The organism is Streptomyces sp. NWU339 (assembly GCF_003143855.1).
In the GTDB taxonomy this organism is placed as follows: domain Bacteria; phylum Actinomycetota; class Actinomycetes; order Streptomycetales; family Streptomycetaceae; genus Streptomyces.
Map to the genome: position 1 here is coordinate 35429 of NZ_QFRK01000009.1, position 24525 is coordinate 59953.

Genomic DNA, 24525 nt, shown 5'->3' on the forward strand with positions numbered 1-24525 from the left:
GGGGTACCCAGGTGTGGGACGGCTTGGGGAATGGTGATCGCCGTGGACGCACCTCGGACAACTGCCCGGACGACGAGGGAGAGGTCATGAGCACGCCTGATGAGGCTCTGGTGCCGGGCTTCCCCCACGCGGTCCTGCAGGCCCTGGGCACCGGCGTCTTCACCGTGGACGCCTCGGGACGCATCACGTTCGTCAACCCATGGGCCGAGCGGCTGCTGGGTCGGCCTGCGGCCCAGATGATCGGCCAGGACGCGCACGATCTGCTGCACCGCCGCCCCGACGGTGGCCCGGTGCCGCGTGACCAGTGCTCGATCATGGCCCTTCTGCGCGGTGACCGGTCCGCCGAGGAGGGCAGCGACGAGTACTTCCTGCGGGACGACGGCACGACCGTGCCGATCATCTGGGCGACCACTCCCCTGCTGCTGGCGGGCCGCCGAGCCGGGCTGGTGATCGTCTTCAACGACTTCAGCCTGCATCGCGACGCGGAGGAGCAGGCGGCGGCGCACACCGCGGCTCTGGAGGCCCTGACCACCCGGCTGAACCTGGTGGCGGACGTCTCGTCGGTGTTGATGTCCACCATGGCGGCTTCCCGCCGGATCGCCCAGTTGCTGCGGTTGCTGGTCCCCGCGTTCGGCGACTGGGCCGCGGTGGATCTGCGCCCCGAGCGGGACAGAGCCGCCGGGGCGCTGGAGCGGGTCGCCGTGCGCAGTCACACCCATCCTCGACGGGCGCGGCGATTGGAGGGTCCCCTGCCGCCGCTGCCGTCCGGGTCCCGTCCGGCAGGGGCACACGCCAGGGGCGGTGACGATCCCGTGCTGCTGAGCGCCGCCGAGTTGTTCGGCGACCCGGGCGCCCCGCTCGCCGCCACCCACCGACCGCTGTTCGATCGGCTCGGGGGCCACTCGGCCCTCGTGGTGCCACTCCGTGCCCGGCGGCGCCACTACGGAATGCTGACCGTGGCCCGCGCCGGGGACTCCCCCGACCTCACGGACAACGAGATCCTGCTGCTCACCGACATCGGCCGGCGCCTGGCCCTGGTGCTGGACAACGCCCGCCTCTACCACGAGCAACGGAACGTCGCCGAGACCATGCAGCGCCAACTGCTCGCCCCGCTCCCCCAGGTCGACCACCTGCGCATGGCCGCCCGCTATCTGCCGGCGCAGCGCGCCATGGAGATCGGCGGCGACTGGTACGACGCCTTCCTGCTCTCCGACGGCGCCATGGCGCTGGTGATCGGGGACGTGGTCGGCCACGACCTCGAGGCGGCCTCCCACATGGCCGAGGTCCGCAACATGCTGCGCGCCCTGGCCTGGAACCACCAGGAGCCGCCCAGCGCGATCGTGCAGAACCTGGACGAGGCAGTGACGAACACCAGCGACGCACCCATGGCCACGCTCGTCTTCGCCCGTGTCGAAGGCCCGAAGGGCGGCCCCTGGCAACTGCACTGGGCCAACGCGGGGCATCCGCCTCCGCTGCTGGTCACCGATGAGGGAGACACCCGCTTTCTGACCAGCCACGGACCGCTGATCGGCATGAGCGCCGCCCTGCACCTGGGGCTGGAGTGGCCGGACACGTATGCGGCACTTCCCCCCGGCTCCACACTGCTGCTCTACACCGACGGCCTCGTGGAGAGCAGGGGCCGCCCGATCGATCTCGGCATGGCCAAGCTCCGCCACCACGCCTCCATGCTGACCGGGCGCACCGTGGACGGCTTCTGCGACGAACTGTTGGCCCGCATCGACCCGAGCGGCGACGACGTCGCCCTGCTCGCCCTGCGGCTGCCTCCGGCCGGTGCGGGCGCGCCCGGCGACAGCCGACCGTCACCGCCGCCGCAGTCCCCGTACAGCCCCGCCGCACCGAGCCGGGCCGCCCCCGGATCCGTCCAGTCGGACGCCTCGGTGGAGGACCCCACGCGCGGCGCCCGGGAGGAGTTCCCGAATGACTCCCCCACGGAATGAGGGCGTCGACGCCGACGGCAGGGAGAGGAACGAAGCGAAGGGAACCGGAATGGCCGAGCAGTTCGACGTCGGAGACCATGTGCGGTGGAACTCGGAAGCCGGGCACGTGGAAGGCGTCATCGTCAAGAAACACACGCACGACGTGGAGTACAAGGGACATACGCGCCGTTGCTCGGAAGACGATCCGCAATACGAGATCAAGAGCGACAAAACCGGCCACGTCGCCATGCACAAGGGGGGAGCACTGACGAAGCGGTAAGGAATGGTGTTCGTGCCTTCGAGACGCACTACAGTCAGCGGAGCGATCGGAGAATTGTGCGATCCGGGTGAGATTTCGAGATGACGAACCGCATCCATACGGTCGGGCACTCGACACGCGACTTCGACGAAGTGCTGAAGATGCTGCGTGACAACGGCGTCACCTGCTTGGTCGATGTTCGCTCGTACCCGTCCTCGAGGAAGTATCCGCAGTGGAATCAGGCGGCGATCGTCGAAGCTCTGCCGTCCGATATCGCATACCGCTGGATCGCCGGGCTCGGCGGCCGACGGTACACACCCAAGGGCGTACCGAGCGAGAACGGTGCATGGCAAGCGAAAGCATTCCGTGATTACGCCGACCATATGGCCGGTGATGAATTCGCGGAAGGCCTGAGCGAACTGCTCGAGCTGGCTGAACACGAACGGCCGGCCATCATGTGCAGCGAGGCGGTGCCTTGGCGGTGCCACCGCAGGCTGGTCTCCGACGCGCTGATCGTCGCCGGCGCGGAGGTGGTGCACATCCTGTCGGGCACGACGTCGAGGCCGGCCGTCCTGAACGAGCATGCGCGGGTCCGCGACGGGCACCTGATCTACCCCCCGACGGACTGAGGCCGCCATGAGCTTCGTCGACGACGTCCGGGAGGCGGTCCTTGCCATCCCGGCCGGCTCCGTCGCCTCCTACGGGGACATCGGCAGGAGGATCGGGGTCGGCCCACGTCAGGTGGGGCACGCCATGAGCCTGCTCGACGAGAATGTGCCGTGGTGGCGCGTCGTCCACTCGGACGGGACACCCGCCTCCTGCCATGACGGGGCGGCACCGGAACTGCTCAGCGACGAGGGAACGCCGATGCGGGGGAGGCGCGTGGACATGCGGCGGGCACGGTACCGTCGGCCCGCGTGACGCCTTCATGCGTGTACCCGGCAGGTCCCGGGCCGCCGTCCCGCGCCGCGTCCCGCTGGCCGCTGTCCGTCGTCAGCGCGCCCGCGGTGGCGCGGGGGCCGCGAGGGCGGTGAGCAGGCGGTCCGCCGGGAGCGCCGGTACCGTCCGGCCGTTGAAGCCGGTGGTCGTCGTCGCGGCGAGCAGGGAGTTGAGTACCGCCTCCTCGACCCCGTCGAGGACCGCTTCGAACAGCGGGCCCGGTTCGGCGTCCGCCACTGGGGCGCCGGCGCCGGGCCGCGTACCGAACGCCACGGCGTAGTCGCCACTGCCATGGCTGTAGGCCGCGCCCGTACGGGCCAGGGCGAACACCGCACGTCGTGCGACACGGGTGAGCTGCCGGGCGTCGAGGGGGGCGTCGGTGGCCACCACGATCATGCAGGAGCCGGTCTCCTCGGCCAGCGTCGGGCCGTCGGCGTCGATGCCCGTGGACCGCGGGGTGACGATGCGGTCGAGCACCCTCAGGGTGCCGCCGAAGTTCGCCTGCACCAGGACGCCCGCGGTGAAGCGTCGGTCTCCCACGTCCGGTGTGCGCGAGGCGGTGTCGATGCCGGCCTTGAAGCCCGGTGCGACCGTGCCGGTTCCCGCACCGACACAGCCCTCGGCCACCGGCCCGCCGGACGCTTCGTCGAGGGCGGCCCGGACGTGCTCCTCGTGGACGGGCCGGGCGCGGATGTCGGACAGGAGGCCGTCGTTGCACTCCCCCACGACGGGATTGAGGCTCTGCACCTCTTCGCATCCGGGCCGCCGCAGCATCCAGCCGACGAGGGCGTCGGCGACGCGGAAGGCCGACAGGGTGGAGGTGAGCAGCACCGGGGTCTCCAGCGTGCCGAGCTCGGTGAGCTGGGTCGTACCGATGAGTTTGCCGTAGCCGTTGCCGGTGAACACTCCTGCCGGCAGCGGTGTGCGGGGGCCGACGGTGTCGGGGACGACGGCGGTGACCCCGCTGTGCACGTCGGGCTGCCGGCGGACGGTGGTGTGACCGACGCGGACGCCCGGCACATCGGTGATCGCGTTGAAGGGCCCGGTGGCGGCGCGTCCGATGACGATGCCGAGGTCACGGGCCCGGTGCCGGGCGCCGGGCGCGGGCTGTGGGTGAGCCGATGGTTCCATACGGCCGGACGCTACGCGTCCCGCCCGCCGAGGGGTACGCGGGAAGCCGCGGCGGAGAGCGGGGCGGCGATGTCCTCCAGGGAGCGGCGTTCCGCGTTCACCGCGAGGAAGACAGCCACGATGCCCGCCGCGCACATCAGGCCGGCGCCGATCTGGAAGGCGAGGACCGCGTCGCCGACCTTGCCGCTGCCCGTGAGGCCGGCGAAGATCAGGGGGCCGGTGATGCCTCCGGCGGCGGTGCCGATGGCGTAGAAGAAGGCGATGGCCATCGCACGGGTCTCCATCGGGAAGACCTCGGAGACCGTGAGGTAGGCGCTGGAGGCGCCGGCCGAGGCGAAGAACAGGACCGCGGACCAGCAGGCCGTAAGGGTGGTCGCGCTGAGCGAGCCCTGGTCGAACAGCCGGGCCGTGCCGAACAGCAGCAGACCGGAGAGCAGATACGTCCCGGAGATCATGATCCGGCGGCCGACGGTGTCGAACAGTTTGCCGAGCAGCAGCGGGCCCAGGAAGTTGCCGACGGCGATGACGGCGAAGTAATAGCCGGTGCTGCCGGACGGGACGTCGAAGAACTGTGTGAGGATCGCGCCGTAGCCGAAGGTGATGGCGTTGTAGAGGAACGCCTGGCCGATGAAGAGGGAGAAGCCGAGGGCCGACCGCTTGCGGTACTCGGCGAAGACCGTTCGGGCGATCTCGGTGAAGGTGGTCCGCCTGCGCTGACGGATGGTCATCTCGTCCCCCGCGCGGGGCAGCGGCTTGCCGGTCTCGGCCTCGACTCGTTGCTCGATGCCGCGCACGAGCCGTTCGGCCTCCGCGTCACGGCCGTGGATCAGCAGCCAGCGGGGACTTTCGGGGACGTGACGGCGTACGAGGAGGATCACCAGGGCGAGGACGGCGCCCAGGGCGAAGGTCAGCCGCCATCCGACGTTCGCCGGGAAGATCGACGTGTTCAGCGCCACGATCGACAGCAGCGCGCCGCCGACGGCACCCAGCCAGTAGCTGCCGTTGATCACCAGGTTGACGCGTCCGCGGTAGTGCGCCGGGATCAGCTCATCGATCGCGGAGTTGATGGCCGCGTACTCGCCGCCGATACCGAAACCGGTGAGGAAGCGGAAGAGGAAGAACCACCAGGTGTCGAAGGCCAGCGAGGTCAGGGCGGTGGCGCCGAGATAGACCGCGAGGGTGATCAGGAAGAGCTTCTTGCGGCCGTGGATGTCGGTCAGACGGCCCCAGAACAGAGCGCCCGAGCAGGCACCGGCCACATAGAGGGCGGCGGCGACACCGGTGACCTCACCTGAGGTGATGGGCAGACCGCTGCCGGACTCCGACAGGCGGCCAGCGATGTTGCCGACGATCGTGACTTCCATACCGTCGAGGATCCAGACCGTGCCCAGGCCGATGACGACGCTCCAGTGCCACCGCGACCACGGGAGACGGTCCAGGCGCGCCGGGACGTCTGTGGTGATCGTGCGTCCGGCGGTCTCGGGATGGGCAATGGGCACGGGCGTCTCCTCGGCGAAGCGAATCAGTCTCCGCCGAATACCCTGGAAAAGTGGCGCTATCCTCCGGCGCCCGTGACAGCGTGCAGTTCACCGGGCCGGCCCGGGGGTGTAAGGGTCTCCCTCACTGTGCCGTGTCCCCGTGGGAGGAGACGCCTGCGGCTCGGGGTTCGGCGGGCGCGGCCCCGGGCGCACCCGGTGTGCCGGTCTTCCCGGATGGTGCGGGGTCCGGGGAAGGTCGGGGTTCGCGGCTGTTCAGGGCGTACGCGACCGTGCCCCAGACACCGCGGCGGAAGAGCAGTACGACGAGGATGAACACCGTTCCGGTGACCAGTCCGACCTCCTCGAAGCCCGATGTGGCCAGCCAGTCCTCCAGGCGCACGATGGCCGTGGCCCCGATGAGGCTGCCCCACAGGGTGCCGATGCCTCCGAGGACGGTCATCACGACGACCTTGCCCGATGTCGTCCAGTAGACCTCCTGGAGCGAGGCGAATCCGTGGTTGACGGCGTAGAGCCCGCCCGCGATCCCGGCCAGGAACGCGGAGATGACGAAGACGGTGAGATTGTAACGGTGGGTGGGGTAACCGAGTGCGCGGGCGCGGGCCGGGTTGTCCCGGACGGCGCCGACGACGCGGCCGAACGGTGAGTGGACGATCCGCCAGGCGACGGCGAGGCCGAGCAGCACGACGGGCAGTGCCGCGTAGTAGAAGACGAACGAGTCCGACAGGTCGATGCCCGGCATACTGCGCGGAATGCCCTGCAGACCGTTCTCACCGCCCGTCACATCGCCCCACTGGTTGGCGATGAAGTACACCATCTGCGCGAACGCCAGGGTGACCATGGCGAAGTAGATTCCGCTGCACCGCACGGAGAGATAGCCGATGGGCAGGGCGATCAGGGCCGCGGCCAGTCCTCCGCCGAGTACCGCGACGTGGAAGGGCAGCCCGCTGTGGATGGCGATCAGGCCGGTGGCATAGGCGGAGGTGCCCCAGAACGCGGCATGACCGAACGAGAGCAGTCCGGCGTGACCGAGCAGCAGGTCGAACGCCACGGCGAACAGCCCCCAGCACAGGATGTCCGCGGCCACCGGCGGGTACAGGATCCAGGGCAGGGCGAAGGCCGCGGTCAGTCCCACGGCGAGCAGGAACCGGCGGAGCCAGGCGGGTCGGCCGCTCAGTCGGTCGAGAACGGTGAGGATCACGCTTGCTCCTCTGTGCCGAACAGGCCGGCGGGGCGTACCAGCAGGACGACGGCCATGAGCAGGTAGACCGAGGTCTGCGAGAGGACGGGGACGTACAGGTTGCCGAGCGCCTGAAGCATGCCGGTGGTGAATCCGGCGGCGACGGCGCCGGTGATGGACCCCAGGCCGCCGATGACGACGACGGCGAACACGGTGACGATGAGGTCGCCGCCCATGCCGGGGTTGACCGCCCGCATGGGGGCGGCCAGCACACCGGCGAGCCCGGCCAGGCCGACGCCGAAACCGAAGACGGGAGTGACCCACCGTCCGGTGTCGATACCGAACGCCCGGGTCAGTTCGGGGCGTTCGGTCGCGGCCCGGACCACGGTGCCGATGCGGGTGCGGGTGAGCAGCAGCCAGACGGCGAGACACAGGACGACGGACGCGGCGAGGACGAAGACCTGGTAGGCGGGGAAGGTGAACAGGCCCAGGTCGAGCGAGCCGGTGAACGGAGTGCCCTCGTACTCCAGGGAGTGCGAACCGTACCGCGCTCGCAGCAGGTCCTGGCAGACCAGGGCGATGCCGAAGGTCAGCAGGAAGTTGTACAGCGGGTCGAGGGCCATGAGCCGGTGTACGAGCAGCCGCTCGACGACGACGCCGAGGGCCGCGAGGACGATCGGCACCAGCAGCAGCGCCCACCAGAAGCCGAGGCCCGAGGTGTCGGCGAGGATGACCGCGCCGAACGCTCCGAGGGTGTAGATCGCGCCGTGGGCGAAGTTCACGACCCGCAGCATGCCGAAGATCACCGCGAGGCCGAGTGCGAGGAGCGCGTAGAAGCTGCCGCCGACCAGGCCGTTGAACGCTTGTTGGAGGAACGAGGTCATGGGGGTCCCGTCTGTCTGTGCCGTGCGGTGCGGTGCGGCGGCCCGCCGGTGCGGCGCCGCCGCACCGCCTGGTCAGCTCATCCGGCAGTCGGCGGAGGGCTTTCCGAAGGCCTCCGCGGCGGGGATGGTCTCGACCGGTTCGGTGAAGTCCTCGGCCTCCGTGGCCTTGGCCGGGTCCTTGACCTTCACGAGGTAGGCGTCATGGGTGACCCTGTGGTCGGCCGCCCGGACCTCGGCGTTGCGGGCGAAGGGGTCGTCGAACTTCATCCCGTCGAGTTCCTCGGACACGGCTTCGGCCTTGTCCGTGCCGGCCCGCTGGGCGGCTTCCAGGTACTGCGTGGCCGCCGAGTAGTTGGCCGCGTGGTCGAAGGTCGGCCGGACTCCGGTGCGTTCCTTGAAGCGGTCGGCCCAGGCGCGGGACGTGTCGTCGAGGTTCCAGAACCAGGCCGAGGTGAACAGGGTCCCGGCGAGGTTCTTCGCGCCGATGGACTTGATGTCGGTGTCGAACATCAAGCCGATGGCCAGCGTGATGTCCTTGTCCCTGAGCTTGAACTGCTGGTACTGCTTCGCGACGTTCACCAGGTCTCCGCCCGCCTGGAGGGCTCCGAGCACCTGCGGCTTGGGCTTGAGCGTGGGCGCCTTGAGCAGGAAGGTGGAGAAGTTGTCGCTGGGGAACGGGGTGGGGTCCTTGGCGACCACGGTGCCGCCCGCGCCGGTGATGGCCGTCTCGAACTTCGCCTGCATGTCCTGGCCGAACGCGTAGTCGGGGTAGAGGAGGTACCAGTTCTTGCCGCCCTGGGCGGTCACGTTCCGGCCGGTGCCGTTGGCCAGCATGTGGCTGTCGTAGGCCCACGCGTAGGTGTACTTGTTGCAGTTCTTGCCCGACAGTTCGGTCGTGGCGGCACCGACGTTGAAGTAGAGCCGCTTGGACTGCTGCGCGACGGTGGCCACGGCGAGCGCGGCCGAGGACGTGGGCACATCGAAGATCGCGTCCACTTTCTTGCGGTCGTACATCTCCCGGGCCTGGGTGTTGGCGATCTCCGGCTTGTTCTGGTGGTCCGCCGACACCACCTCGATGTTCTCGGTGACCGCCTTGTCCCCGTGCTTCTTCTCGAAGTCGTCGACGGCCATCTTCACGGCCTCCACGGCGTTCTCGCCCGCGAGGTCCGCGTAGACACCGGACAGGTCGGTGAGCACTCCGAGGGTGATCCTGTCGTCGCTGATCTTCCCTCCGCCGGCGGAGGGGCCGCCGCCGCATCCGGCGAGCAGTGCGCTGATGGCTATTCCGGTGGTGACGGTGGGCCGGATACGTCGTCTCATCGGGAGTCCTCGGTTCGGTGCCGTGGGAAGGAGGAGGCGGTGCTTGTCGTGCGAGCGGCGGGCACGGGATGTGCGTCGTCCGCGGTCCGCGGAATGTCCGGCGGACCGGACGGTCACAGGCCGAGGTACTGGAGGAGTTCGTCTTCACGCCTGCGTACGTCGGCGTTGGCCAGTGTCTCGACGATGCGGCCCTGGGCCAGGAGGTAGTGCCGGTCGGCGACCTGGGTGGCGAAGCGCAGGTTCTGCTCCACCAGCAGCACCCCGACGCCGTGTTTCTTGGCCTCCAGCAGGATCTCGCCGATCTGCTGGACGATGAGGGGCGCGAGCCCTTCCGTCGGCTCGTCGCAGAGCAGCACCCGTGCGCCGGTACGCAGGACACGGGCCAGCGCGAGCATCTGCTGTTCGCCGCCGGAGAGCTTGGCCCCGGGAGCCCGGCGGCGGTCCGCCAGCACCGGGAACGTGTCGTAGATCCGGCTGAGCGGCCATGCGGAGGAGCTTTTGACCGGGGGGAGCGTCAGATTCTCCTCGACGTTCAGGCTCGCGTAGATCCCGCGGTCGTCGGGGACGAACCCGAGCCCCAGCCGTGCCCGGTGGTGCGGCGCCGCAGCGGACACATCACGTCCCGCGACGGTGACGGTGCCGGCCATCCGGCGGTGCAGTCCCATCACGCAGCGCAGCAGCGTCGTCTTTCCCGCTCCGTTGCGCCCCACCAGGGTGACCACCTCTCCCTCGCCGACTCGCAGGGACACGTCGGTCAGTACCCTGGCCTCGTCGTAGTGGGCGCTGACGCCCTTCACCTCAAGCAACGTCGGCCCCCAGATAGGCCTCGACGACCCTCGGGTCGCTGCGGACGCTGTCGTAGGGCCCCTCGACCAGTACCCGGCCTCGCTGGAGCACGGTCACGGCGTCGGCGAGGGAGCCGACGACGCTCATGTTGTGCTCGACCATCACCACGGTGCGCCCGGCGCGAATCCGGTTGACGAGTGCGACCGTGCGGTCCACGTCCTCCAGACCCATTCCGGCGGTCGGTTCGTCGAGCAGCAGGATCCGCGGGTCGAGCGCGAGCGCCAGGGCCAGTTCCAGGGCACGCTTCTGGCCGTAGGGGAGGCTTCCGGCGGGGCGGTTCGCGAGCGGTCCGAGTCCCACTTCGTCCAGGAGTTCTTCCGCGCGGGTGGAGAACCTCCGCATCAGCTTCTCGGATCGCCAGAAGCGGCGGCCGAGGCCGGTGCCCGCCTGGAGCGCCAACTCCACGTGCTCGCGGGCGGAGACCCCGGCGAACAGGCTGGTGACCTGGAAGGAGCGGGCGACTCCGCGCCCGGCGATCCACTCCGGCGGCCGGCCCGTGACGTCATGCCCGTTCACGACGATCCGCCCGGCGGTCGGGGCGAGGAACCCGGTGAGCAGGTTGAACAGGGTGGTTTTCCCGGCCCCGTTGGGACCGACCAGGGCGTGTACTGTACCCTCGGTCACGCTCAACGCGACCCCGTCCACGGCGCGGAACCCCTGGAACTCCTTGGTCAGGTCCTGCGTGGACAATATGACCTGTGGTTGACTCATGCCGACCTCGGATGTGGTGGAGGGGCCGACGAGTGTCGGTGTGGGCAGACCGTAGGGTCGACGCGGCAGAGCGGACTACGTAGGGGCGCCCCATAAGGGGGCCTTGCCAAGTGTGGGCGATCCACACTCGCTCTACCGCGTTTCAGCCAACCGGCCGCTCGGCGGCCACTCCCTGCGTCACCGATGTCGCCGAGACCCTGCGGATCCGCATCGGGGAAAGTCAGGGAGGCGAGAGGATCAGCCGGCCGCGCACCTCGCCGGCCTCCAGCCTCCGGTGGGCCTCCGCCGTCATCGACAGCGGCAGGCGGTCGGCGATGCGCGGGCGCCATGGCGTTCTGCGCAAGAGGCCCACGACCCCCTCTGCAGCCTCCACGAGGTCGCTCACCGTGGCATTGCTGATGGCGAAGCCCACGATGCTCGCGTCCTTGGTGTACAACCGGCCCAGCGGCAGCGTGCCGGGACCGCTGCCGCGTCCGACCATCGCGACCAGGCGCCCGCCCCGAGCCAGCAGGTCCACGGCATCGGCGAGCGCTCCGTGTCCGGACGTGTCCAGGTGCACGTCGTAGCCGTCGGGCGCCACCCGGCACAGGTGCTCGCCGAGGTCGGACGCCCGATAGTCGAGAACCTCGGTGGCGCCCAGAGCGCGCGCCGCCGCGGCGTCCTCGGCGCGCGCCGTGCAGACCACACGCGTCCCGGCCGCGGCGGCCAGAGCCACGGCGGCCCCGCCCACATTGCCGGCTCCGCCGCCGATGTACACGGTCTCCCCGGGCCGCAGCCGCCCGTGCCGGAAGAGCGCCAGCCAGGCCGACGCCGCAGGGTGGGCGGCGGCAACGAGGTGTTCCGTGGTGATGTCGGAGGGTGCCGGGTAGAGCCGTTCGGCGGCGACCGTCGCGTACTGCGCGGCGGCTCCCTGCCGGCCGGCGTGGCCCAGGCTGTTGCACCACACCCGTTGCCCCAGGGTGAAACCCACCGCGCCGGTCCCGGCCGAGGCGACCTCGCCCACCAGGTCACGGCCGAGGACGAACGGGAACGGGAGCGGCGTGGCGTAGGCACCGGACCGCACGAAGGTGTCGACCGGGTTGACGGCCACGGCCCGGACACGGACGAGCACGTCCGTGGGGCCCAGCGGCGGGACGGGGATGTCGCCGTAGTGGATGGCGTCGGCCGGGCCGACGGAGTCGATGTATGCGGCCTGCATCGCGTCGGGGACTGTGCCGATCACGGCCCACATGCTACGGATCGGAGGCCGCGGGCCGGTCCGGGCCACGCCGCCTGCCGGATTTCCGGAGACAGCAGGAGGGGGGCGAGCCCCCGGTGGGCATTCGTCGCCGATGTCGGGTGTCCCGTCTCGCCCTCCTTGTCCTCAGTGTCCGGGTGTGGCTTCCCGGGGCCAGCGGCCCTCTATGTGCAGTTGGATGAGCGCGGCGTGGGAGAGCGGGGTGGCGGGATCGGCGACGTCGCCGTTGGTGGTGTAGTCCAGCAGTACGACATCCTGCTTGGCTCGGAGTCGCTCGACCAGATCCGCCACGCGGTGCTCGAGGACCCATCGGTAGGCCGGCAGGTAGATCCGGCGCCGGGCCGTCTCATAGGGCAGCAGCCGGTCGCCGTGCAGACCGGTGCGGTGCCCCTGGACGGGGCCGTACCGGCGCACCGTCCGCTTCAGTCCCTTCATCGCCGTGATCTCGAGCTTCGCCGGGTCGACGTCGGACTGCCGGAAAACCTTGAGGGCCTGCCAGATCCCCTCCACCGACTGGCCGGTCACGCCGTCGCTGAAGGGGACCGGGATGCCGCCGTGCGGGTAGAACGGACTCAGCCGCACCCACGGCTGCGGCGCCCTGGAGGTCACATCGATGATCTCCGCACCGGGGAACGCGGCGGTCAGCGACGCCATCGCACGGCGACGGCCGGCAACACGGATCGGCATCTGGCGGCTCCTGTCTGAAGGACATGAGCGCCAAGTTTCCCCCACACCACTGACATCGCCCCCGGCGCGGGAGAACACCGGGGAGCCGTCACGTTTCGCTCGTACACCGCGGCGGTGTCGCCAGGTGAGTTGGACACGATCCATCAGTCCGGCGGTGGTGAAGGCGTCCACCAGCTGCTCGCGGCCCTCGGTGAAGTGGGCCTGGCTGCCGAGGTGGACGGCGGTGTCCACGGGGCCGAAGCGGTCGGCGGTCTCCTGGACCGGACCGAGCCGGGCGTTGTCTCCGCTGACGTGGACCGTGGGCAGGCCGTCACCGGTCAGGACCAGGCCGACGGCCTCCTCGACGATCGGTTCGAGGTCCTCGCGCGCTCCGAGCCGTGCCGGGCGGGCACGCCGCCGACCTCCTCGGCGCACCGTCCGCAGCGACCCAGCGGCTGGTCGACCACGGCTCGGCCCCGGCGGACACAGGACCGCAGAAGATCTGCGCGGCACGGAGTCGCTCCCTGCGCGAGCACGTACCGGGCCTCCTCACCGCCGCCGGCGCTCCGTCCGTTGCGGCGACCGCGCCCGCATGACACCGCCGAAGGGTTCTGTTCCGGCCCGAAATCATCCCGCCCTGCGCCACACACCCTGCGCGCCCCGCACCGGACCGGCCGTGGCTGATCCCTCGCGACAGCTCACTCCGGAACCCACCCCGGAGTCACTTCAGACCCTGTCAGCACGTCGGGGACGGCCTTCAGGAGCGCAGGAAGTCCGCCAGGCCCTCCACCAGCCTGTCGACGTCTCCGGCGTGGGTGTAGGGCGCGAGGCCGACGCGAAGGCCGCCGGCGTCGCCCAGGCCCAGCCACCGGGAGGCCTCGAGGGCGTAGAAGGAGCCGGACGGCGCGTGGACGCCGCGGTCCGCCAGGAACGCGTAGGCGTCCGTCGTGCTGCGGCCGTCGAAGGTCAGCAGCAGGGTGGGGGTGCGGTCGGCGGCGTTGGAGTGGACCGTGATGCCGTCGAGGGTGCTCAGCGCCTTGTCCATCCGGGCCCGCAGGGCTTCCTCGTGCTCCTCCAGCGCCGCGAACCCCGCGGCCAGTCGCTCGCGCCGGGTTCCCTCGGCGTCCGTGTCGAATCCGGCGAGGAAGTCGACGGCGGCGCGCGTGCCGGCGAGGAACTCATAAGGCAGCGTGCCGAGTTCGAAGCGTTCCGGCACCGCGTCCGTGGAGGGCAGGAGCTTGTCGGGACGCAGGGTCTCCAGCAGTTCGGGGCGGGCGGCGAGAACGCCGTGGTGCGGGCCCAGGAACTTGTAGGGCGAGCAGGTGAAGAAGTCCGCGCCCAACTGCGCGACGTCGACCAGGGAATGGGCCGTGTAGTGCACGCCGTCGACGTACGTCAGCGCACCGACGTCGTGCGCCAGACGGGAGATCTCCGCGATCCGGGGACGTGTACCGATCAGGTTGGAGGCCGCGGTCACGGCGACCAGCCGCGTCCGCTCCGACAGGACGGCCGCGATGTCGGCGGGGGTCAGTTCCCCGGTGGCCGGGTCGAAGTCGGCCCAGCGGACGGTGACACCCGCCCGGGCTGCCGCCTGGACCCAGGGCCGGATGTTCGAGTCGTGGTCCAGCCGGGTCACGACCACCTCGTCCCCCGGTGACCAGGTCCTGGCGAGGACGCGGGAGAAGTCGTAGGCGAGCTGTGTGGCGCTGCGCCCGAAGACGATCCCCGCCGGGTCGGCGGCCAGCAGGTCGGCCATGGCCCGGCGGCTTTCGGTGACGATGGTCTCGGCGTTGCACTCCCCCGCCACGCGGTGGCCGCGGTTCGACAGCGGGAGGGACAGGGCGTCGGTGATGGCCCGGATGACGGGCCGGGGGGTCTGTGAACCACCGGGGCCGTCGAAGTGGGCGATCCCGGCGGCCAGCGCGGGGAACTGCGCGCGGATGGCGTCGATGTCGTACGTCACGAGAACTCCCGTTCGGTCACTTGCGCGAAGGTGGTGCGGCCGTCGGTGGTCGACGGATCGACGAACCGACGGATCGATGGATCGATGGGTCAGAGCCTCTTGGACGCTGACGAGGGTCTCATCCGGCGGCTGCCGGACGCGATCAGCTTCCGGTCACGGTCGGGCGGGGCGACTCGTCGACGTGGAGCGTGAAGACGTCGGGGCGGGCGTAGTGGCCGACGGGGTCGAAGTCGAAGCGTGCCCGGGCGAGGTCGTCGAGGTCGAGTTCGGCCGTCAGGATGCCCTCGCCGTCGCGGAGCGGCCCGGCCAGGACGTCGCCGAGCGGGGAGACGATGACCGAGCCGCCACCGATCAGGACCGTGTCCGGTGCGTCGCCCTGGACGGGGTGGAGGTCGGCCGGCAGGGCGTCGCGACGCAGGTACTGACAGGCGCTGAGGACGAAGCAGCGGCCCTCCAGGGCGACATGCCGCATGGTGGACTGCCATGCCTCGCGGTCGTCCACCGTCGGCGCGCACCACAGGTCGACGCCCTTGGCGTACATGGCGGTGCGCAGGAGCGGCATGTAGTTCTCCCAGCAGATGGCCGCACCGAGGCGGGCCGTGCCGGTGTCGACGACGGGGAGGGTGGAGCCGTCTCCCTGCCCCCACAGGTAGCGTTCGCCCGCCGTGGGCATCAGCTTGCGGTGCAGGCCCAGGTAGCCGTCGGGTCCGAAGAAGAGCGCGACGCAGTAGAGGGTGCCGCCGCTGCGCTCGACAGCGCCGACCACGGCGTGGCAGTCGAGTTCCCGGGTGACGGCGGCCAGTGTCTCGGCCTCCGGGCCGGGAACCTCGATGGCCGCGGCGTGGTAGCGGCGGAAGAGGTCGCGGCCCTCCGGGGTGCGGCTGCCGACCGTGATGCCGAAGTCCAGCCCCTTGGGGTAGCCGCCGAGGTACGCCTCGGGCAGCACGACCACCCGGGCGCCCCGGCCGGCTGCCTCACGGATGAGTTCCTCCGCCCGGGTCAGCGCGGTCGGCGTGTCGAACAGCGGGGCCGCCGCCTGGACGACGGCGACGGTCACGGTGCGACGGGGCTGAGCAGGCGCGGCGGGGGCGGCAGCAATCATGCGTCGACCGTAGGAACCCTCGCCCTCGTCCGGCAAACTCATCTTTGCGATGATCGACATCTATGAGACCGAATTCCGGAAGGCCGACCTGAACCTGCTGGTCGTCTTCTCCGCTCTGATGCGGGAGCGCAGCGTCACCCGGGCCGCCGCAGCCCTGCATCTGAGCCAGAGCGCCACCAGCGCCGCCCTGGGCCGGCTCCGCGGGCTGTTCGACGACGAGTTGTTCACCCGCACCGGTGGCGGTGTCGAGCCCACACCGCGCGCCGTCGCACTGGCCCGCCGTATCGAGCCGGCCCTCGGGCTGATCCACGGCGTGGTCACCGACCGGGACCGCTTCGACCCCCGCACGGCCCGGCGCGTCTTCACCCTGGGCATGTCCGACGATCTGGAGGCGGCGCTCATGCCCCGGCTGCTGGCCGCGACCGCCGGACTGCGGGACGTCCGGCTCGCCGTACGGCAGGCCAACCGGAACACCGTCACCGGCATGATCGACCGGGGCGAGATCGACCTCGGGGTGTCCGCCGCCCCCGCCCACGGGGCCGATCACCGCAGCCACGGCCTGTTCGACTCCGGCTACACCTGCCTGTTCGACCACCGCCTGCTGCCTCTTGGGACCCCGATCACCCTGGACGACTATCTGACCCACCCGCACCTGCTGATCTCCTACGACGGCCGGCGCGGCATCGTCGACGACATCCTGGAGGCACGGGGACTGGAGCGCCGGGTGATCGCCTCCACCACCCACTTCGCCGGAGCCGCTCTCCACCTCCCCGCCCTGCCCGCCCTGGTCACGCTCCCCACCCACGCGGCCACCGTCTACGCCGAGGCCCTGGGCCTGACCACCTCCCCGCCGCCCCTGCCGATGCCCACCTACACGGTCAGCTCGATCTGGCACGGCACCCTCACCGACGATCCCGCCCATCTGTGGCTCCGCCGCCTCGTCGAGGACGCGGCCCGCGGGAACCGGCAGTCCTGAGCCGGGTGCCGTCATGACGGGCGGGCCGCGACGACCACGGCGACGGTCAGGCCGGTGTGTTCACGGGGCCAGTTCCCAGTCCTTGACGTCGGCGAGCGGCCCGAGGGTGTCGGGGCGCATCTCGGTCGCGAACTCGAGGCCGTCACGCACCCGGTGGGGCCAGTCCCGCTGTGCGAGGGCGCCCTTGCCGAGCGCGACGACGTCGGCGGCCCCGGAACCCAGTACGGCACGGGCGGCCTCCGGGTCTCCCAGACCGCCGTTGGCGATCACCGGCAGCCCGCTGTACTTCTTCGCGAGCTCGGCCAGGGTCTCCGTACCGGTGGGGAAGGCGGGCTCGAGCGCCTTGTGCTCGGTGGTGTGCAGGAAGTGCGCGCCGGTACGGGCCAGGGTGGTGAAGATGATCTCGGCCTCCTCGGCTCCGCCGGCCCAGCGGTGGTGGAAGTCGCTGACCTTGGACTGGGAGATGCGGATGCCGACCGCGATCTCGGATCCCACGGCCTGGAGCACCTCGTCCACGACCTCGGCCGCCAGGCGCACGCGGTTCTCGACGCTGCCGCCGTATTCGTCCTCGCGCCGGTTGAGGTAGTCGGTGAGGAACTGGTCGAGCAGATAGCCGTTCGCGCCGTGCACCTCCACGCCGTCGAAGCCCGCTGCGGCCGCGCGGCGGGCCGCGTCCGCGAAGCCCCGGCGGATGTCCGCGAGTTCACGGGCGTCCAGGGCCTTCGGCGTGGCGTAGGGGCCGCTGCCCCGGTAGAAGGCGAGCTGCTCGCCGCGTGGGGCCACGGCGGAGGGGCCGACCGTCCCCTGGCGGAGGCTGTTCCCCTGGGACTGTGCGCCTGCGTGCATGAGCTGGGCGAACACGGCGCTGCCCGCCGCGTGCACGGCCTCGACCACCGGTCGCCATGCCTCGCCCTGGGCCTCTGTCGCGAGCCCCGGCTGGTACAGATAGCCCTGGCTGTGCTCCGTGTCGGTGTAGATGCCCTCGGTGATGAGCAGTGCGAAACCGCCGCGGGCGAATCCGGCGTAGTAGCGCGCGTTGCGGTCGGTGACCATGCCGTCCTCGGTGGCGCTGATCCGCGTCATGGGGGCCAGGGCGGTGCGGTTGTCCAGGCGGACTCCGCCGAGGTCGACGGGCGTGTACAGCAGGTCGTCGGTCGCGCCGTGCTGCGGGGTGGGGTCGGTCAAGGATCTCTCCGTTACGCCTGGGGTCCTGTGCGGAAGTTCTCGACTCGGCCCGGTTCGTACGGCACACGGGCGCGCGGGTCGCACGACCATGGACCGCCGGCGGATCATCGACGGACCGTCGGCGGACCTTTGTCGGAACTTTTTCGTACTACGAGATTCAACGTACCACGGGGCGTAGACTCCTCATGTGTCCACTCATGTCAGGCGTGCGCCCGCCAAGAAGGCCCTCCCCCACCCCGACCTGCGCGAGGTCCCGGTGGACCTGGTGCTGCGCGCCCTCGGCGAGCCGCTGCGGCTGGGCATCGCACGCTCCCTCGCGCGGGCCGGCCACCCCATGAACTGCAGCGCGTTCGGGTTGTCGGTGTCCAAGTCGACCTCGACGTACCACTTCAAGGTCCTGCGGGAGAGCGGCGTCATCTCGCAGTTCGAGGAAGGCACCTCGCGCTACAGCGAACTGCGCGAAACGGAGCTGGAGCAGCGCTTCCCCGGACTGCTGACCGCCATCCTGACCGCGGAGGAGCCCGCCACCACGGAACCTCCCGGGCCGGAACGGGCACAGCCGGGGGCACGGCCCGCCCGGTGAGCGGACCGCCGCCGCGCACCTGGACTACGTGATCGAACAACTCCGGTCGTCGGCCGCCGCACCGTCACCACCGGCACCGCCCCGCGCATGAACCGCCGTCGAGCAGCCCGCACACTCCTGGCCGGAAACCGCACACCCCTGGCTGGAATTTGACATTAGGTCGACTTATGGATCATATAGTCCATGCTTTGGGCATCTATTCACACGGCGTGCCGTACGCGGTGTGATCGCCCCCCGACCTCGACGTGAATGAGCCAGACCGTGTCCCATCCCGCCGTCCCCACCGCGCCCGCCGCCGATTCCGCGGCGGAGTGGGACACCTGGCGTGCCGAACGCCGCCGCGCGCTCACCTCGCCGACGGGAAACCTCGCCCTCGTCGAGACCCGCTGGCTGCCGGCCGGTGAGCGTCCCGACGTCGAGGCGGCCCGGGCGGGACAGCCGGACACGGTGACCGTCACCACACTGGAGCGCACCGACCGCGTCACCGGCGCGCCCGAGTACGGGCTCCGGTTCTGGGACTCCGCGGCACCGGCCCTCCGCCACTTCGAGGGCACCGACGCCTTTCCCCACGACCCGGCATGGGTCCTGGAGGCCTCCTACACACCGGTGCCGGGTGCCCGGCATGTTCCCTTCGAGCACATCCGCGACAACGGCGGCACCCGTGACCTGGTGGTCCCGGGGGACATCGAGCTCACGCTGGACGGACACACGTACACGCTCAGCGCCTTCGACGACGACGGCACCCTGCTGCTGGTCTTCGGCGACCCGACCAACGGCGCCACCACCTACGGGGCGGGGCGTTTCCTGTTCGTGCGGCGAGCGGCGGACGACGACCGCCGGGTCGTGCTCGACTTCAACCGCGCCTTCGTCCCGCCCTGCGGCTTCTCCGACCAGTACAACTGTCCGATGCCGCCGCGGCAGAACCGCTTCCACCTGCCCGTCGAGGCCGGCGAGAAGCTTCCCGTCTTCCGCGACGGCTTCCCGGCGCAGCGCTGATCGTCTCCGCCGTCTTTCCTCCCCCCCTCCTCGCAGCACGAAGGCACACCCTGTCATGAGCATCAAGAAGTCCTCCCTGTACGGCACCGCCACCGCGGTCACGCTCGCCCTGGCCCTCTCCGCGTGCGGCGGCGGTTCGGGGGGCGGTGGCGCGGCGGGCGGCACGTACGACAAGGACGCCACCGTCAACATCGGCTCCCTCTACGAGCCGCAGAACCTGGACAACACCGCGGGCGGCGGCCAGGGCGTCACCGAGGCCCTCAACGGCAACGTCTACGAGGGGCTGTTCAAGCTCGCCGACGACGGCGAGGTCGAGCCGCTGCTCGCCGAGGACCACAAGGTCAGCGAGGACGGCCTCACCTACACCTTCACCCTCCAGGAGGGTGTGACGTTCCACAGCGGCAAGCAGCTCAGCAGCAAGGACGTCAAGTACAGCCTGGAGCGGGTGCTCGCCGAGGACTCGCAGTCCGCCCGCAAGAGCAACCTCGAAGTGATCGAGGACATCGCCACCCCCGACGCCCGGACGGTGAAGGTCACGCTGTCGAAGCGGTCGATCTCCTTCGTCTACAACCTCTCCTACGTCTGGATCATCAACTCCGAGGCGAAGGACCTGAAGACGAGCGAGGACGGCACGGGGCCGTACCGGCTGAAGAAGTGGACGCGCGGATCGGCCCTGAGCCTGGACCGGTTCGCCGAGTACTGGGGTGAGGCGGCGGCCAACAAGCAGGTCGTCTTCCACTACTACAAGGACGCGACCGCGCTGAACAACGCGCTCCTGACCAACGCCGTCGACATCGTCACCAGCGAGCAGTCGCCCGACGCCCTCGACCAGTTCACGTCGAACCCGAACTACAAGGTCAACGACGGCAACTCCACCACCAAGCTGCTGCTCGCCTTCAACGACAAGGCCGAGCCCTTCACCGACGTCAAGGTGCGGCAGGCCGTCTCCGCCGCGATCGACGACAAGAAGCTGCTGGAATCCGTCTGGGGCGGCTACGGCAAGCTCATCGGCTCGATGGTGCCGCCCACCGACCCGTGGTACGAGGACCTCACCGACGTCGACACCCACGACCCCGCACGGGCCAAGAAGCTGCTGAAGGAGGCCGGTCACGCGGACGGCTTCAGCTTCACCCTCGACACCCCCAACTACGACCCGCACCCGACCGCCGCGACGTTCATCAAGTCGGAGCTGGCCAAGGTCGGCATCACCGTCAAGATCAACACGATCACGTCGGACGAGTGGTACACGAAGGTCTACCAGAACCGCGATTTCACGGCCACGCTCCAGGAGCACGTCAACGACCGCGACCTGGTCTGGTACGGCAACCCCGACTTCTACTGGGGCTACGACGACAAGCAGGTCACCCGCTGGGTCGAGGAGGCCGAGGCGGCCGCCACCGAGGCGGAGCAGACCGAGCTGCTGAAGAAGGTCAACCGCAAGACCGCCGAGGACGCGGCCAGCGACTGGCTCTACCTCTACCCGCAGATCGTCGTGGCGAACACCAAGCTGTCCGGCTACCCGCTCAACGGTCTCAACTCGCAGTTCTTCGCCTACGACATCAAGAAGAAGAGCTGATGACGCGGTACCTCCTGCGTCGCTTCGGCTTCCTGCTGGTGTCGCTGGCGCTCGCGAGCGTGGTGCTGTTCGCGCTGCTGCGTCTGCTGCCCGGAGACCCCGCCAACGCGCTCACCACGGTGGGCGCGACCCCCGAGCAGATCGCGGCGGCCCGGCAGTCCATCGGGTCCGACAAGCCGCTGCCCGAGCAGTTCACGCACTGGCTCGGGCAGCTGGCGAGCGGGGATCTGGGAACCTCGTTCGTCAGCACGCTGCCGGTCGGACCCGAGGTGGCCGCCCGGCTCGACGTGACGGTCCCGCTGACACTGGCCGCGTTCGTCCTCGCGGTCCTGATCGCGCTGCCGGCCGGGTTCGTGGCCGCCTACAAGCGGCACACCTGGTACGGCGGCCTGCTCAGCGGTGTCTCGCAACTGGGCATCGCCGTACCGGTGTTCTGGCTCGGCATGATCCTCATCGCCGTGTTCGCGCTGAACGCGGGCTGGCTGCCGGCCGGCGGATTCCCGCCGGACGGCTGGTCGCTGCCCGGCGAGGCGATCCGGTCGCTGGTGCTGCCCGTGGTGACCATCGCGCTGGTGATGAGCGCGTCGCTGATCCGGTACGTCCGCTCGGCCACCCTGGACGTCCTGGGCAGTGACTACCTGCGCACGGCACGGGCGCTGGGCTCCTCGTTCGGACAGGCCATGTGGCGGCACGGGCTGCGCAACGCCTCCGTGCCGGTGGTCTCCGTCCTCGGTATCGAGCTGGCGTCCACACTGCTCGGCGCGGTGGTCGTGGAGTCGGTGTTCGCACTGCCGGGCCTCGGCTCCCTGCTCGTCACCGGCATCGCCCAGCACGACTATCCGGTCGTCCAGGGCGTGCTGTTCGTCTCCACCCTGGCCGTCCTGCTCATCGGCTTCGCCGCCGACCTCGTCCAGCGGATCATCGACCCGAGGCTGCGCGGCAGCCTCGCGGGAGGTGCCCGATGACCGGGGCCGCCGTCGAACGGCGCCGTCCGGTGCGCTCGTACACCCTGCTCACCGGGTGCGTGCTCGCGGGCCTGATCACGCTGCTCGCGCTCGTCTCTCTGGTGTGGACCCCGTACGACGCCGACGACACCTCCGGCGGCCGGCTCACCGCTCCCGGAGACGGCCATCTGCTGGGTACCGACAAACTCGGACGCGACCTGTTCACCCAGGTGATGATCGGATCGCGGATCGCCGTCGAGGCCGGGCTGGGTTCGGTCCTGATCGCGGCGACCCTCGGAGTCCTGCTGGGGCTGCTCGCGGCCTTCGCGCAGGGCTGGCTGGACGACACCCTCTCCGCGTTCCTCGACATCCTGATCGCCTTCCCGACCCTGCTGCTGGCGATGCTCATCGTCGCCGCCCGCTCGGCGACGCTCGGTTCGGCCGTGCTGGCGATCGGACTCGCGCAGAGCGCGGTCGTGGCCCGGCTGACCCGCATCCTGGTCAAACGGGTCCTGAACCAGGACTACATCACCGCGGCCCGTATCTCCGGCACGTCCTGGCCGCGTACCGTGGCCCGGCACGTCCTGCCCAACATCTGGCCGACCCTCGCGGTCAACCTGGCCCTCCAGTTCGGGCTCGCCGTGCTGGCCGAGGCGGGCCTGTCCTACCTGGGCCTGGGCGCACCGCCGCCCAACGCCTCGTGGGGGCGCATGCTCCAGGAAGCGCAGGCCACCTTCACCACCGCACCGGCCGGCGCGCTCGCTCCCGGCGTTCTGCTCGTCCTGCTGGTCGTGGGCGTGAACCTCGTCGCGGACGGCCTGCGCGACACCCTCGACCCGACGACCCGGCGAAGGCGCGCATGACCCTCCTCGACATCCGCGGCCTCACCCTGCGCACCGCGGACGGAACCACACTCGTCGACGATCTGTCGCTGTCCGTCGCACGCGGCGAACGGCTCGGCCTCATCGGCGAGTCGGGCTCCGGCAAGTCACTGACCGCGCTTGCGGTCCTCGGCCTCCTGCCGGAGGGCATCACCGCCACCGGCAGCGTCGAACTCGCCGGAACCCAGATCGTCGGCGCGCGTGAGGAGCACCTCACGCGCGTGCGGGGGCGGGACGCCGCCGTCGTCTTCCAGGAGCCGCTCACCGCCCTGGACCCGCTGATGCGGGCGGGCAGGCAGGTCGCCGAACCTCTGCGCAGGCGGGGGCTCAAGGGCGCCGCACTGAAGAAGGCCGTCGTCGACGCCCTGGAACAGGTGCGGCTGGCCGAACCCGACCGTATCGCCCGGTCCTTCCCGCACGAGATGTCCGGCGGCCAGCGCCAGCGGGTCGCGCTCGCCATGGCACTGGCCTGCGAACCGAAGCTGCTCATCGCGGACGAGCCGACCACCGCACTCGACGTGTCCGTGCAGGCCGAGATGCTCGACCTGATCGACACCCTCGTGCGGGAACGCGGCATGGCCGTCGTCTTCGTCAGCCACGACCTCGCCGTGGTCGCCAGGATCACCGACCGTGCCCTGGTCATGCGCGGGGGCCGCGCCGTCGAGGAGGGCACCCTCCTCGACCTCGTCCGCTCACCGAACCACCCTTACACCAAGGCGCTGGTGGGCAGTGCCCGGCGGCTGGAGTCCGCCCTGAACATGGGGGACGCCCAATGACACCGCCGACACCAACGCCACCGTCGCCGTCACCGGTCCTGGAGCTGAAGGACGTCTCGCTGCACCACCGGGGAAGCGCCACTCCCGCCGTGCGGGACGTCTCCCTCACCGTCGAGGCCGGCCGCAGCCTCGCGCTCGTCGGCGAGTCCGGCGCGGGCAAGACGACTCTGCTGCGGCTGCTCCTGGGCCTGGCCCGGCCGACCCGGGGCACGGTCGGCTTCGACGGCGCCGGGCTGAACGTGCGTGACCGCCGGCAGATGCGGCACTTCCGGCGCAGCGTGCAGTGCGTCTTCCAGGACCCGTACTCGTCGCTCGACCCCCGCAGCCGCGTCGGCGGCATCGTCGCCGAGCCGTTGCGCTCCCTGGGCCTCGACTCGAAGGCCACGGCGGTCCCCAAGGTGGCCGAGGCGCTGGAGCGGGTGGGGCTCCCGGCGGACGCGGCCGAACGCTATCCGCACGAGTTCTCCGGCGGCCAGCGCCAGCGCATCGCGATCGCCCGGGCGACGGTGTGCCGTCCGCGGGTGCTGCTGGCCGACGAGCCCGTCAGCGCGCTGGACGTCACGACGCGCGTCGCCGTGGTCGATCTGCTCGCCGAACTGCAGCGCGAACAGGGTCTGACCGTGGTCATGGTCTCCCACGACCTGTCGGTCGTGGCGTCCCTGTGCGAACGCACCGCCGTCCTGGAGCGCGGACGGGTCGTCGAACAGGGAGACACGGCGCAGGTGCTGGGCTCCCCTGCGCACCCGTACACCCGCCGGCTCCTCGAAAGCGTGCCGCGGCTTCCCGTGTGAGGCGCCGGGAACCCGCCCGGTCCGGCGCTGCGGGGCGGATCGCCACGGCCGGCGTGGCGGAAGACGCCCTGCCGGGCGCGCTGTTCGACGTCACCCCCTATTCTGGCCTCGGTGCCGGGTGGAGACCCGGCACCGAGGCAGCGGGG

General features: G+C 70.6%; 25 protein-coding genes. 13 read left to right on the top strand and 12 right to left on the bottom strand.

Annotation, left to right across the window (positions count from 1 at the left end):
* The first annotated feature begins 86 nt into the window (after window positions 1–86).
* The 4 genes from DIZ27_RS12780 to DIZ27_RS12795 all read left to right on the top strand — a co-directional run bounded on the left by DIZ27_RS12780 (window position 87) and on the right by DIZ27_RS12795 (window position 3117).
* Window positions 87–1958 carry a SpoIIE family protein phosphatase gene (locus DIZ27_RS12780; RefSeq protein ID WP_109378494.1) on the top strand — a complete coding sequence of 624 codons (1872 nt, stop codon included), beginning with the start codon at window positions 87–89 and terminating at the stop codon, window positions 1956–1958.
* Between the two features lie 49 nt (window positions 1959–2007).
* Complete coding sequence (locus DIZ27_RS12785; protein WP_109378495.1) at window positions 2008–2217, top strand: DUF2945 domain-containing protein; 210 nt, start codon at window positions 2008–2010, stop codon at window positions 2215–2217.
* Between the two features lie 80 nt (window positions 2218–2297).
* The gene (locus DIZ27_RS12790) at window positions 2298–2825 is read left to right on the top strand and encodes a DUF488 family protein (RefSeq protein ID WP_109378496.1); all 528 of its coding nucleotides are present in this window, start codon (window positions 2298–2300) and stop codon (window positions 2823–2825) included.
* Window positions 2826–2832: 7 nt separating this feature from the next.
* Window positions 2833–3117: an MGMT family protein gene (locus DIZ27_RS12795; RefSeq protein ID WP_109378497.1), complete on the top strand. Its 285-nt coding sequence runs from the start codon at window positions 2833–2835 to the stop codon at window positions 3115–3117.
* A gap of 72 nt (window positions 3118–3189) precedes the next feature.
* Here DIZ27_RS12795 and DIZ27_RS12800 read toward each other — a convergent pair whose 3' ends face one another.
* From DIZ27_RS12800 to DIZ27_RS48730, 9 genes are all read right to left on the bottom strand, one after another.
* Complete coding sequence (locus DIZ27_RS12800) at window positions 3190–4266, bottom strand: P1 family peptidase (RefSeq protein ID WP_109378498.1); 1077 nt, start codon at window positions 4264–4266, stop codon at window positions 3190–3192.
* 11 nt (window positions 4267–4277) lie between these two features.
* Window positions 4278–5765, bottom strand: coding sequence for an MFS transporter (locus DIZ27_RS12805; RefSeq protein WP_375231963.1), 1488 nt, complete (start codon window positions 5763–5765; stop codon window positions 4278–4280).
* Between the two features lie 121 nt (window positions 5766–5886).
* Window positions 5887–6963 (bottom strand): branched-chain amino acid ABC transporter permease, encoded by a 1077-nt coding sequence (locus tag DIZ27_RS12810; RefSeq protein WP_109378499.1) that lies wholly within the window; start codon window positions 6961–6963, stop codon window positions 5887–5889.
* Window positions 6960–7826: a branched-chain amino acid ABC transporter permease gene (locus tag DIZ27_RS12815; protein WP_109378500.1), complete on the bottom strand. Its 867-nt coding sequence runs from the start codon at window positions 7824–7826 to the stop codon at window positions 6960–6962. The genes DIZ27_RS12810 and DIZ27_RS12815 overlap by 4 nt, the downstream gene beginning before the upstream one ends.
* A 72-nt stretch (window positions 7827–7898) precedes the next feature.
* Window positions 7899–9146 carry an ABC transporter substrate-binding protein gene (locus DIZ27_RS12820; protein WP_109378501.1) on the bottom strand — a complete coding sequence of 416 codons (1248 nt, stop codon included), beginning with the start codon at window positions 9144–9146 and terminating at the stop codon, window positions 7899–7901.
* Window positions 9147–9259: 113 nt separating this feature from the next.
* Entirely contained in the window at window positions 9260–9943 is a 684-nt protein-coding gene (locus DIZ27_RS12825) for an ABC transporter ATP-binding protein (protein ID WP_219933615.1), read from the bottom strand.
* 1 nt (window position 9944) lies between these two features.
* Window positions 9945–10703: an ABC transporter ATP-binding protein gene (locus tag DIZ27_RS12830; RefSeq protein WP_109378503.1), complete on the bottom strand. Its 759-nt coding sequence runs from the start codon at window positions 10701–10703 to the stop codon at window positions 9945–9947.
* Window positions 10704–10923: 220 nt separating this feature from the next.
* Window positions 10924–11925, bottom strand: coding sequence for a zinc-binding dehydrogenase (locus tag DIZ27_RS12835; protein WP_109378743.1), 1002 nt, complete (start codon window positions 11923–11925; stop codon window positions 10924–10926).
* A gap of 141 nt (window positions 11926–12066) precedes the next feature.
* Entirely contained in the window at window positions 12067–13041 is a 975-nt protein-coding gene (locus tag DIZ27_RS48730; protein WP_375231964.1) for a hypothetical protein, read from the bottom strand.
* Between DIZ27_RS48730 and DIZ27_RS48735 the strand changes: the two genes are divergently transcribed.
* The gene (locus tag DIZ27_RS48735; protein ID WP_109378504.1) at window positions 13005–13202 is read left to right on the top strand and encodes an ABATE domain-containing protein; all 198 of its coding nucleotides are present in this window, start codon (window positions 13005–13007) and stop codon (window positions 13200–13202) included. The two genes, DIZ27_RS48730 and DIZ27_RS48735, sit on opposite strands and share 37 nt — an antisense overlap.
* Before the next feature lie 161 nt (window positions 13203–13363).
* Here DIZ27_RS48735 and DIZ27_RS12855 read toward each other — a convergent pair whose 3' ends face one another.
* Together DIZ27_RS12855 and DIZ27_RS12860 are read right to left on the bottom strand one after the other, a co-directional pair.
* Window positions 13364–14569 (bottom strand): cysteine desulfurase-like protein, encoded by a 1206-nt coding sequence (locus DIZ27_RS12855; RefSeq protein WP_109378505.1) that lies wholly within the window; start codon window positions 14567–14569, stop codon window positions 13364–13366.
* Between the two features lie 142 nt (window positions 14570–14711).
* Window positions 14712–15671 carry a nitrilase-related carbon-nitrogen hydrolase gene (locus tag DIZ27_RS12860; protein ID WP_109378745.1) on the bottom strand — a complete coding sequence of 320 codons (960 nt, stop codon included), beginning with the start codon at window positions 15669–15671 and terminating at the stop codon, window positions 14712–14714.
* Window positions 15672–15720: 49 nt separating this feature from the next.
* Here DIZ27_RS12860 and DIZ27_RS12865 point away from each other — a divergent pair, with 49 nt between their 5' ends.
* The gene (locus DIZ27_RS12865) at window positions 15721–16647 is read left to right on the top strand and encodes a LysR family transcriptional regulator (protein WP_109378506.1); all 927 of its coding nucleotides are present in this window, start codon (window positions 15721–15723) and stop codon (window positions 16645–16647) included.
* A gap of 60 nt (window positions 16648–16707) precedes the next feature.
* On the opposite strand, the gene DIZ27_RS12870 is transcribed toward DIZ27_RS12865, so the two are convergent.
* Window positions 16708–17832, bottom strand: coding sequence for an NADH:flavin oxidoreductase (locus DIZ27_RS12870; protein WP_219933616.1), 1125 nt, complete (start codon window positions 17830–17832; stop codon window positions 16708–16710).
* 187 nt (window positions 17833–18019) lie between these two features.
* Here DIZ27_RS12870 and DIZ27_RS12875 point away from each other — a divergent pair, with 187 nt between their 5' ends.
* The 7 genes from DIZ27_RS12875 (at window position 18020) to DIZ27_RS12905 (ending at window position 24379) form a co-directional block, all read left to right on the top strand.
* The gene (locus tag DIZ27_RS12875) at window positions 18020–18415 is read left to right on the top strand and encodes a helix-turn-helix transcriptional regulator (protein ID WP_109378508.1); all 396 of its coding nucleotides are present in this window, start codon (window positions 18020–18022) and stop codon (window positions 18413–18415) included.
* Window positions 18416–18664: 249 nt separating this feature from the next.
* Entirely contained in the window at window positions 18665–19411 is a 747-nt protein-coding gene (locus DIZ27_RS12880) for a DUF1684 domain-containing protein (RefSeq protein ID WP_109378509.1), read from the top strand.
* Window positions 19412–19466: 55 nt separating this feature from the next.
* On the top strand, window positions 19467–20987 hold the full coding sequence (locus tag DIZ27_RS12885) for an ABC transporter substrate-binding protein (RefSeq protein ID WP_109378510.1): 1521 nt from the start codon (window positions 19467–19469) through the stop codon (window positions 20985–20987).
* A complete protein-coding gene (locus tag DIZ27_RS12890) occupies window positions 20987–21952 on the top strand; it encodes an ABC transporter permease (protein WP_109378511.1) in 966 nt (321 codons plus the stop codon). Before DIZ27_RS12885 ends, DIZ27_RS12890 begins: the two co-directional genes overlap by 1 nt.
* Window positions 21949–22794, top strand: a complete 846-nt coding sequence (locus tag DIZ27_RS12895) for an ABC transporter permease (protein WP_109378512.1) — start codon at window positions 21949–21951, stop codon at window positions 22792–22794. The genes DIZ27_RS12890 and DIZ27_RS12895 overlap by 4 nt, the downstream gene beginning before the upstream one ends.
* Window positions 22791–23588, top strand: coding sequence for an ABC transporter ATP-binding protein (locus tag DIZ27_RS12900; RefSeq protein ID WP_109378513.1), 798 nt, complete (start codon window positions 22791–22793; stop codon window positions 23586–23588). Before DIZ27_RS12895 ends, DIZ27_RS12900 begins: the two co-directional genes overlap by 4 nt.
* Window positions 23585–24379 (top strand): ABC transporter ATP-binding protein, encoded by a 795-nt coding sequence (locus DIZ27_RS12905; RefSeq protein WP_109378514.1) that lies wholly within the window; start codon window positions 23585–23587, stop codon window positions 24377–24379. The genes DIZ27_RS12900 and DIZ27_RS12905 overlap by 4 nt, the downstream gene beginning before the upstream one ends.
* The last annotated feature ends 146 nt before the right edge of the window (window positions 24380–24525 follow it).

What these genes read in the sequence shown, in the direction of transcription:
- DIZ27_RS12820 (WP_109378501.1), bottom strand. Translation starts at nt 9,146, where the DNA reads ATGAGACGACGTATCCGGCCCACCGTCACCACCGGAATAGCCATCAGC.
- DIZ27_RS12800 (WP_109378498.1), bottom strand. Translation starts at nt 4,266, where the DNA reads ATGGAACCATCGGCTCACCCACAGCCCGCGCCCGGCGCCCGGCACCGG.
- DIZ27_RS12880 (WP_109378509.1), top strand. Translation starts at nt 18,665, where the DNA reads ATGAGCCAGACCGTGTCCCATCCCGCCGTCCCCACCGCGCCCGCCGCC.
- DIZ27_RS12905 (WP_109378514.1), top strand. Translation starts at nt 23,585, where the DNA reads ATGACACCGCCGACACCAACGCCACCGTCGCCGTCACCGGTCCTGGAG.
- DIZ27_RS12890 (WP_109378511.1), top strand. Translation starts at nt 20,987, where the DNA reads ATGACGCGGTACCTCCTGCGTCGCTTCGGCTTCCTGCTGGTGTCGCTG.
- DIZ27_RS12865 (WP_109378506.1), top strand. Translation starts at nt 15,721, where the DNA reads ATGATCGACATCTATGAGACCGAATTCCGGAAGGCCGACCTGAACCTG.
- DIZ27_RS12785 (WP_109378495.1), top strand. Translation starts at nt 2,008, where the DNA reads ATGGCCGAGCAGTTCGACGTCGGAGACCATGTGCGGTGGAACTCGGAA.
- DIZ27_RS12830 (WP_109378503.1), bottom strand. Translation starts at nt 10,703, where the DNA reads ATGAGTCAACCACAGGTCATATTGTCCACGCAGGACCTGACCAAGGAG.
- DIZ27_RS12795 (WP_109378497.1), top strand. Translation starts at nt 2,833, where the DNA reads ATGAGCTTCGTCGACGACGTCCGGGAGGCGGTCCTTGCCATCCCGGCC.
- DIZ27_RS12815 (WP_109378500.1), bottom strand. Translation starts at nt 7,826, where the DNA reads ATGACCTCGTTCCTCCAACAAGCGTTCAACGGCCTGGTCGGCGGCAGC.
- DIZ27_RS12900 (WP_109378513.1), top strand. Translation starts at nt 22,791, where the DNA reads ATGACCCTCCTCGACATCCGCGGCCTCACCCTGCGCACCGCGGACGGA.
- DIZ27_RS12885 (WP_109378510.1), top strand. Translation starts at nt 19,467, where the DNA reads ATGAGCATCAAGAAGTCCTCCCTGTACGGCACCGCCACCGCGGTCACG.
- DIZ27_RS12860 (WP_109378745.1), bottom strand. Translation starts at nt 15,671, where the DNA reads ATGATTGCTGCCGCCCCCGCCGCGCCTGCTCAGCCCCGTCGCACCGTG.
- DIZ27_RS12895 (WP_109378512.1), top strand. Translation starts at nt 21,949, where the DNA reads ATGACCGGGGCCGCCGTCGAACGGCGCCGTCCGGTGCGCTCGTACACC.
- DIZ27_RS12790 (WP_109378496.1), top strand. Translation starts at nt 2,298, where the DNA reads ATGACGAACCGCATCCATACGGTCGGGCACTCGACACGCGACTTCGAC.
- DIZ27_RS12780 (WP_109378494.1), top strand. Translation starts at nt 87, where the DNA reads ATGAGCACGCCTGATGAGGCTCTGGTGCCGGGCTTCCCCCACGCGGTC.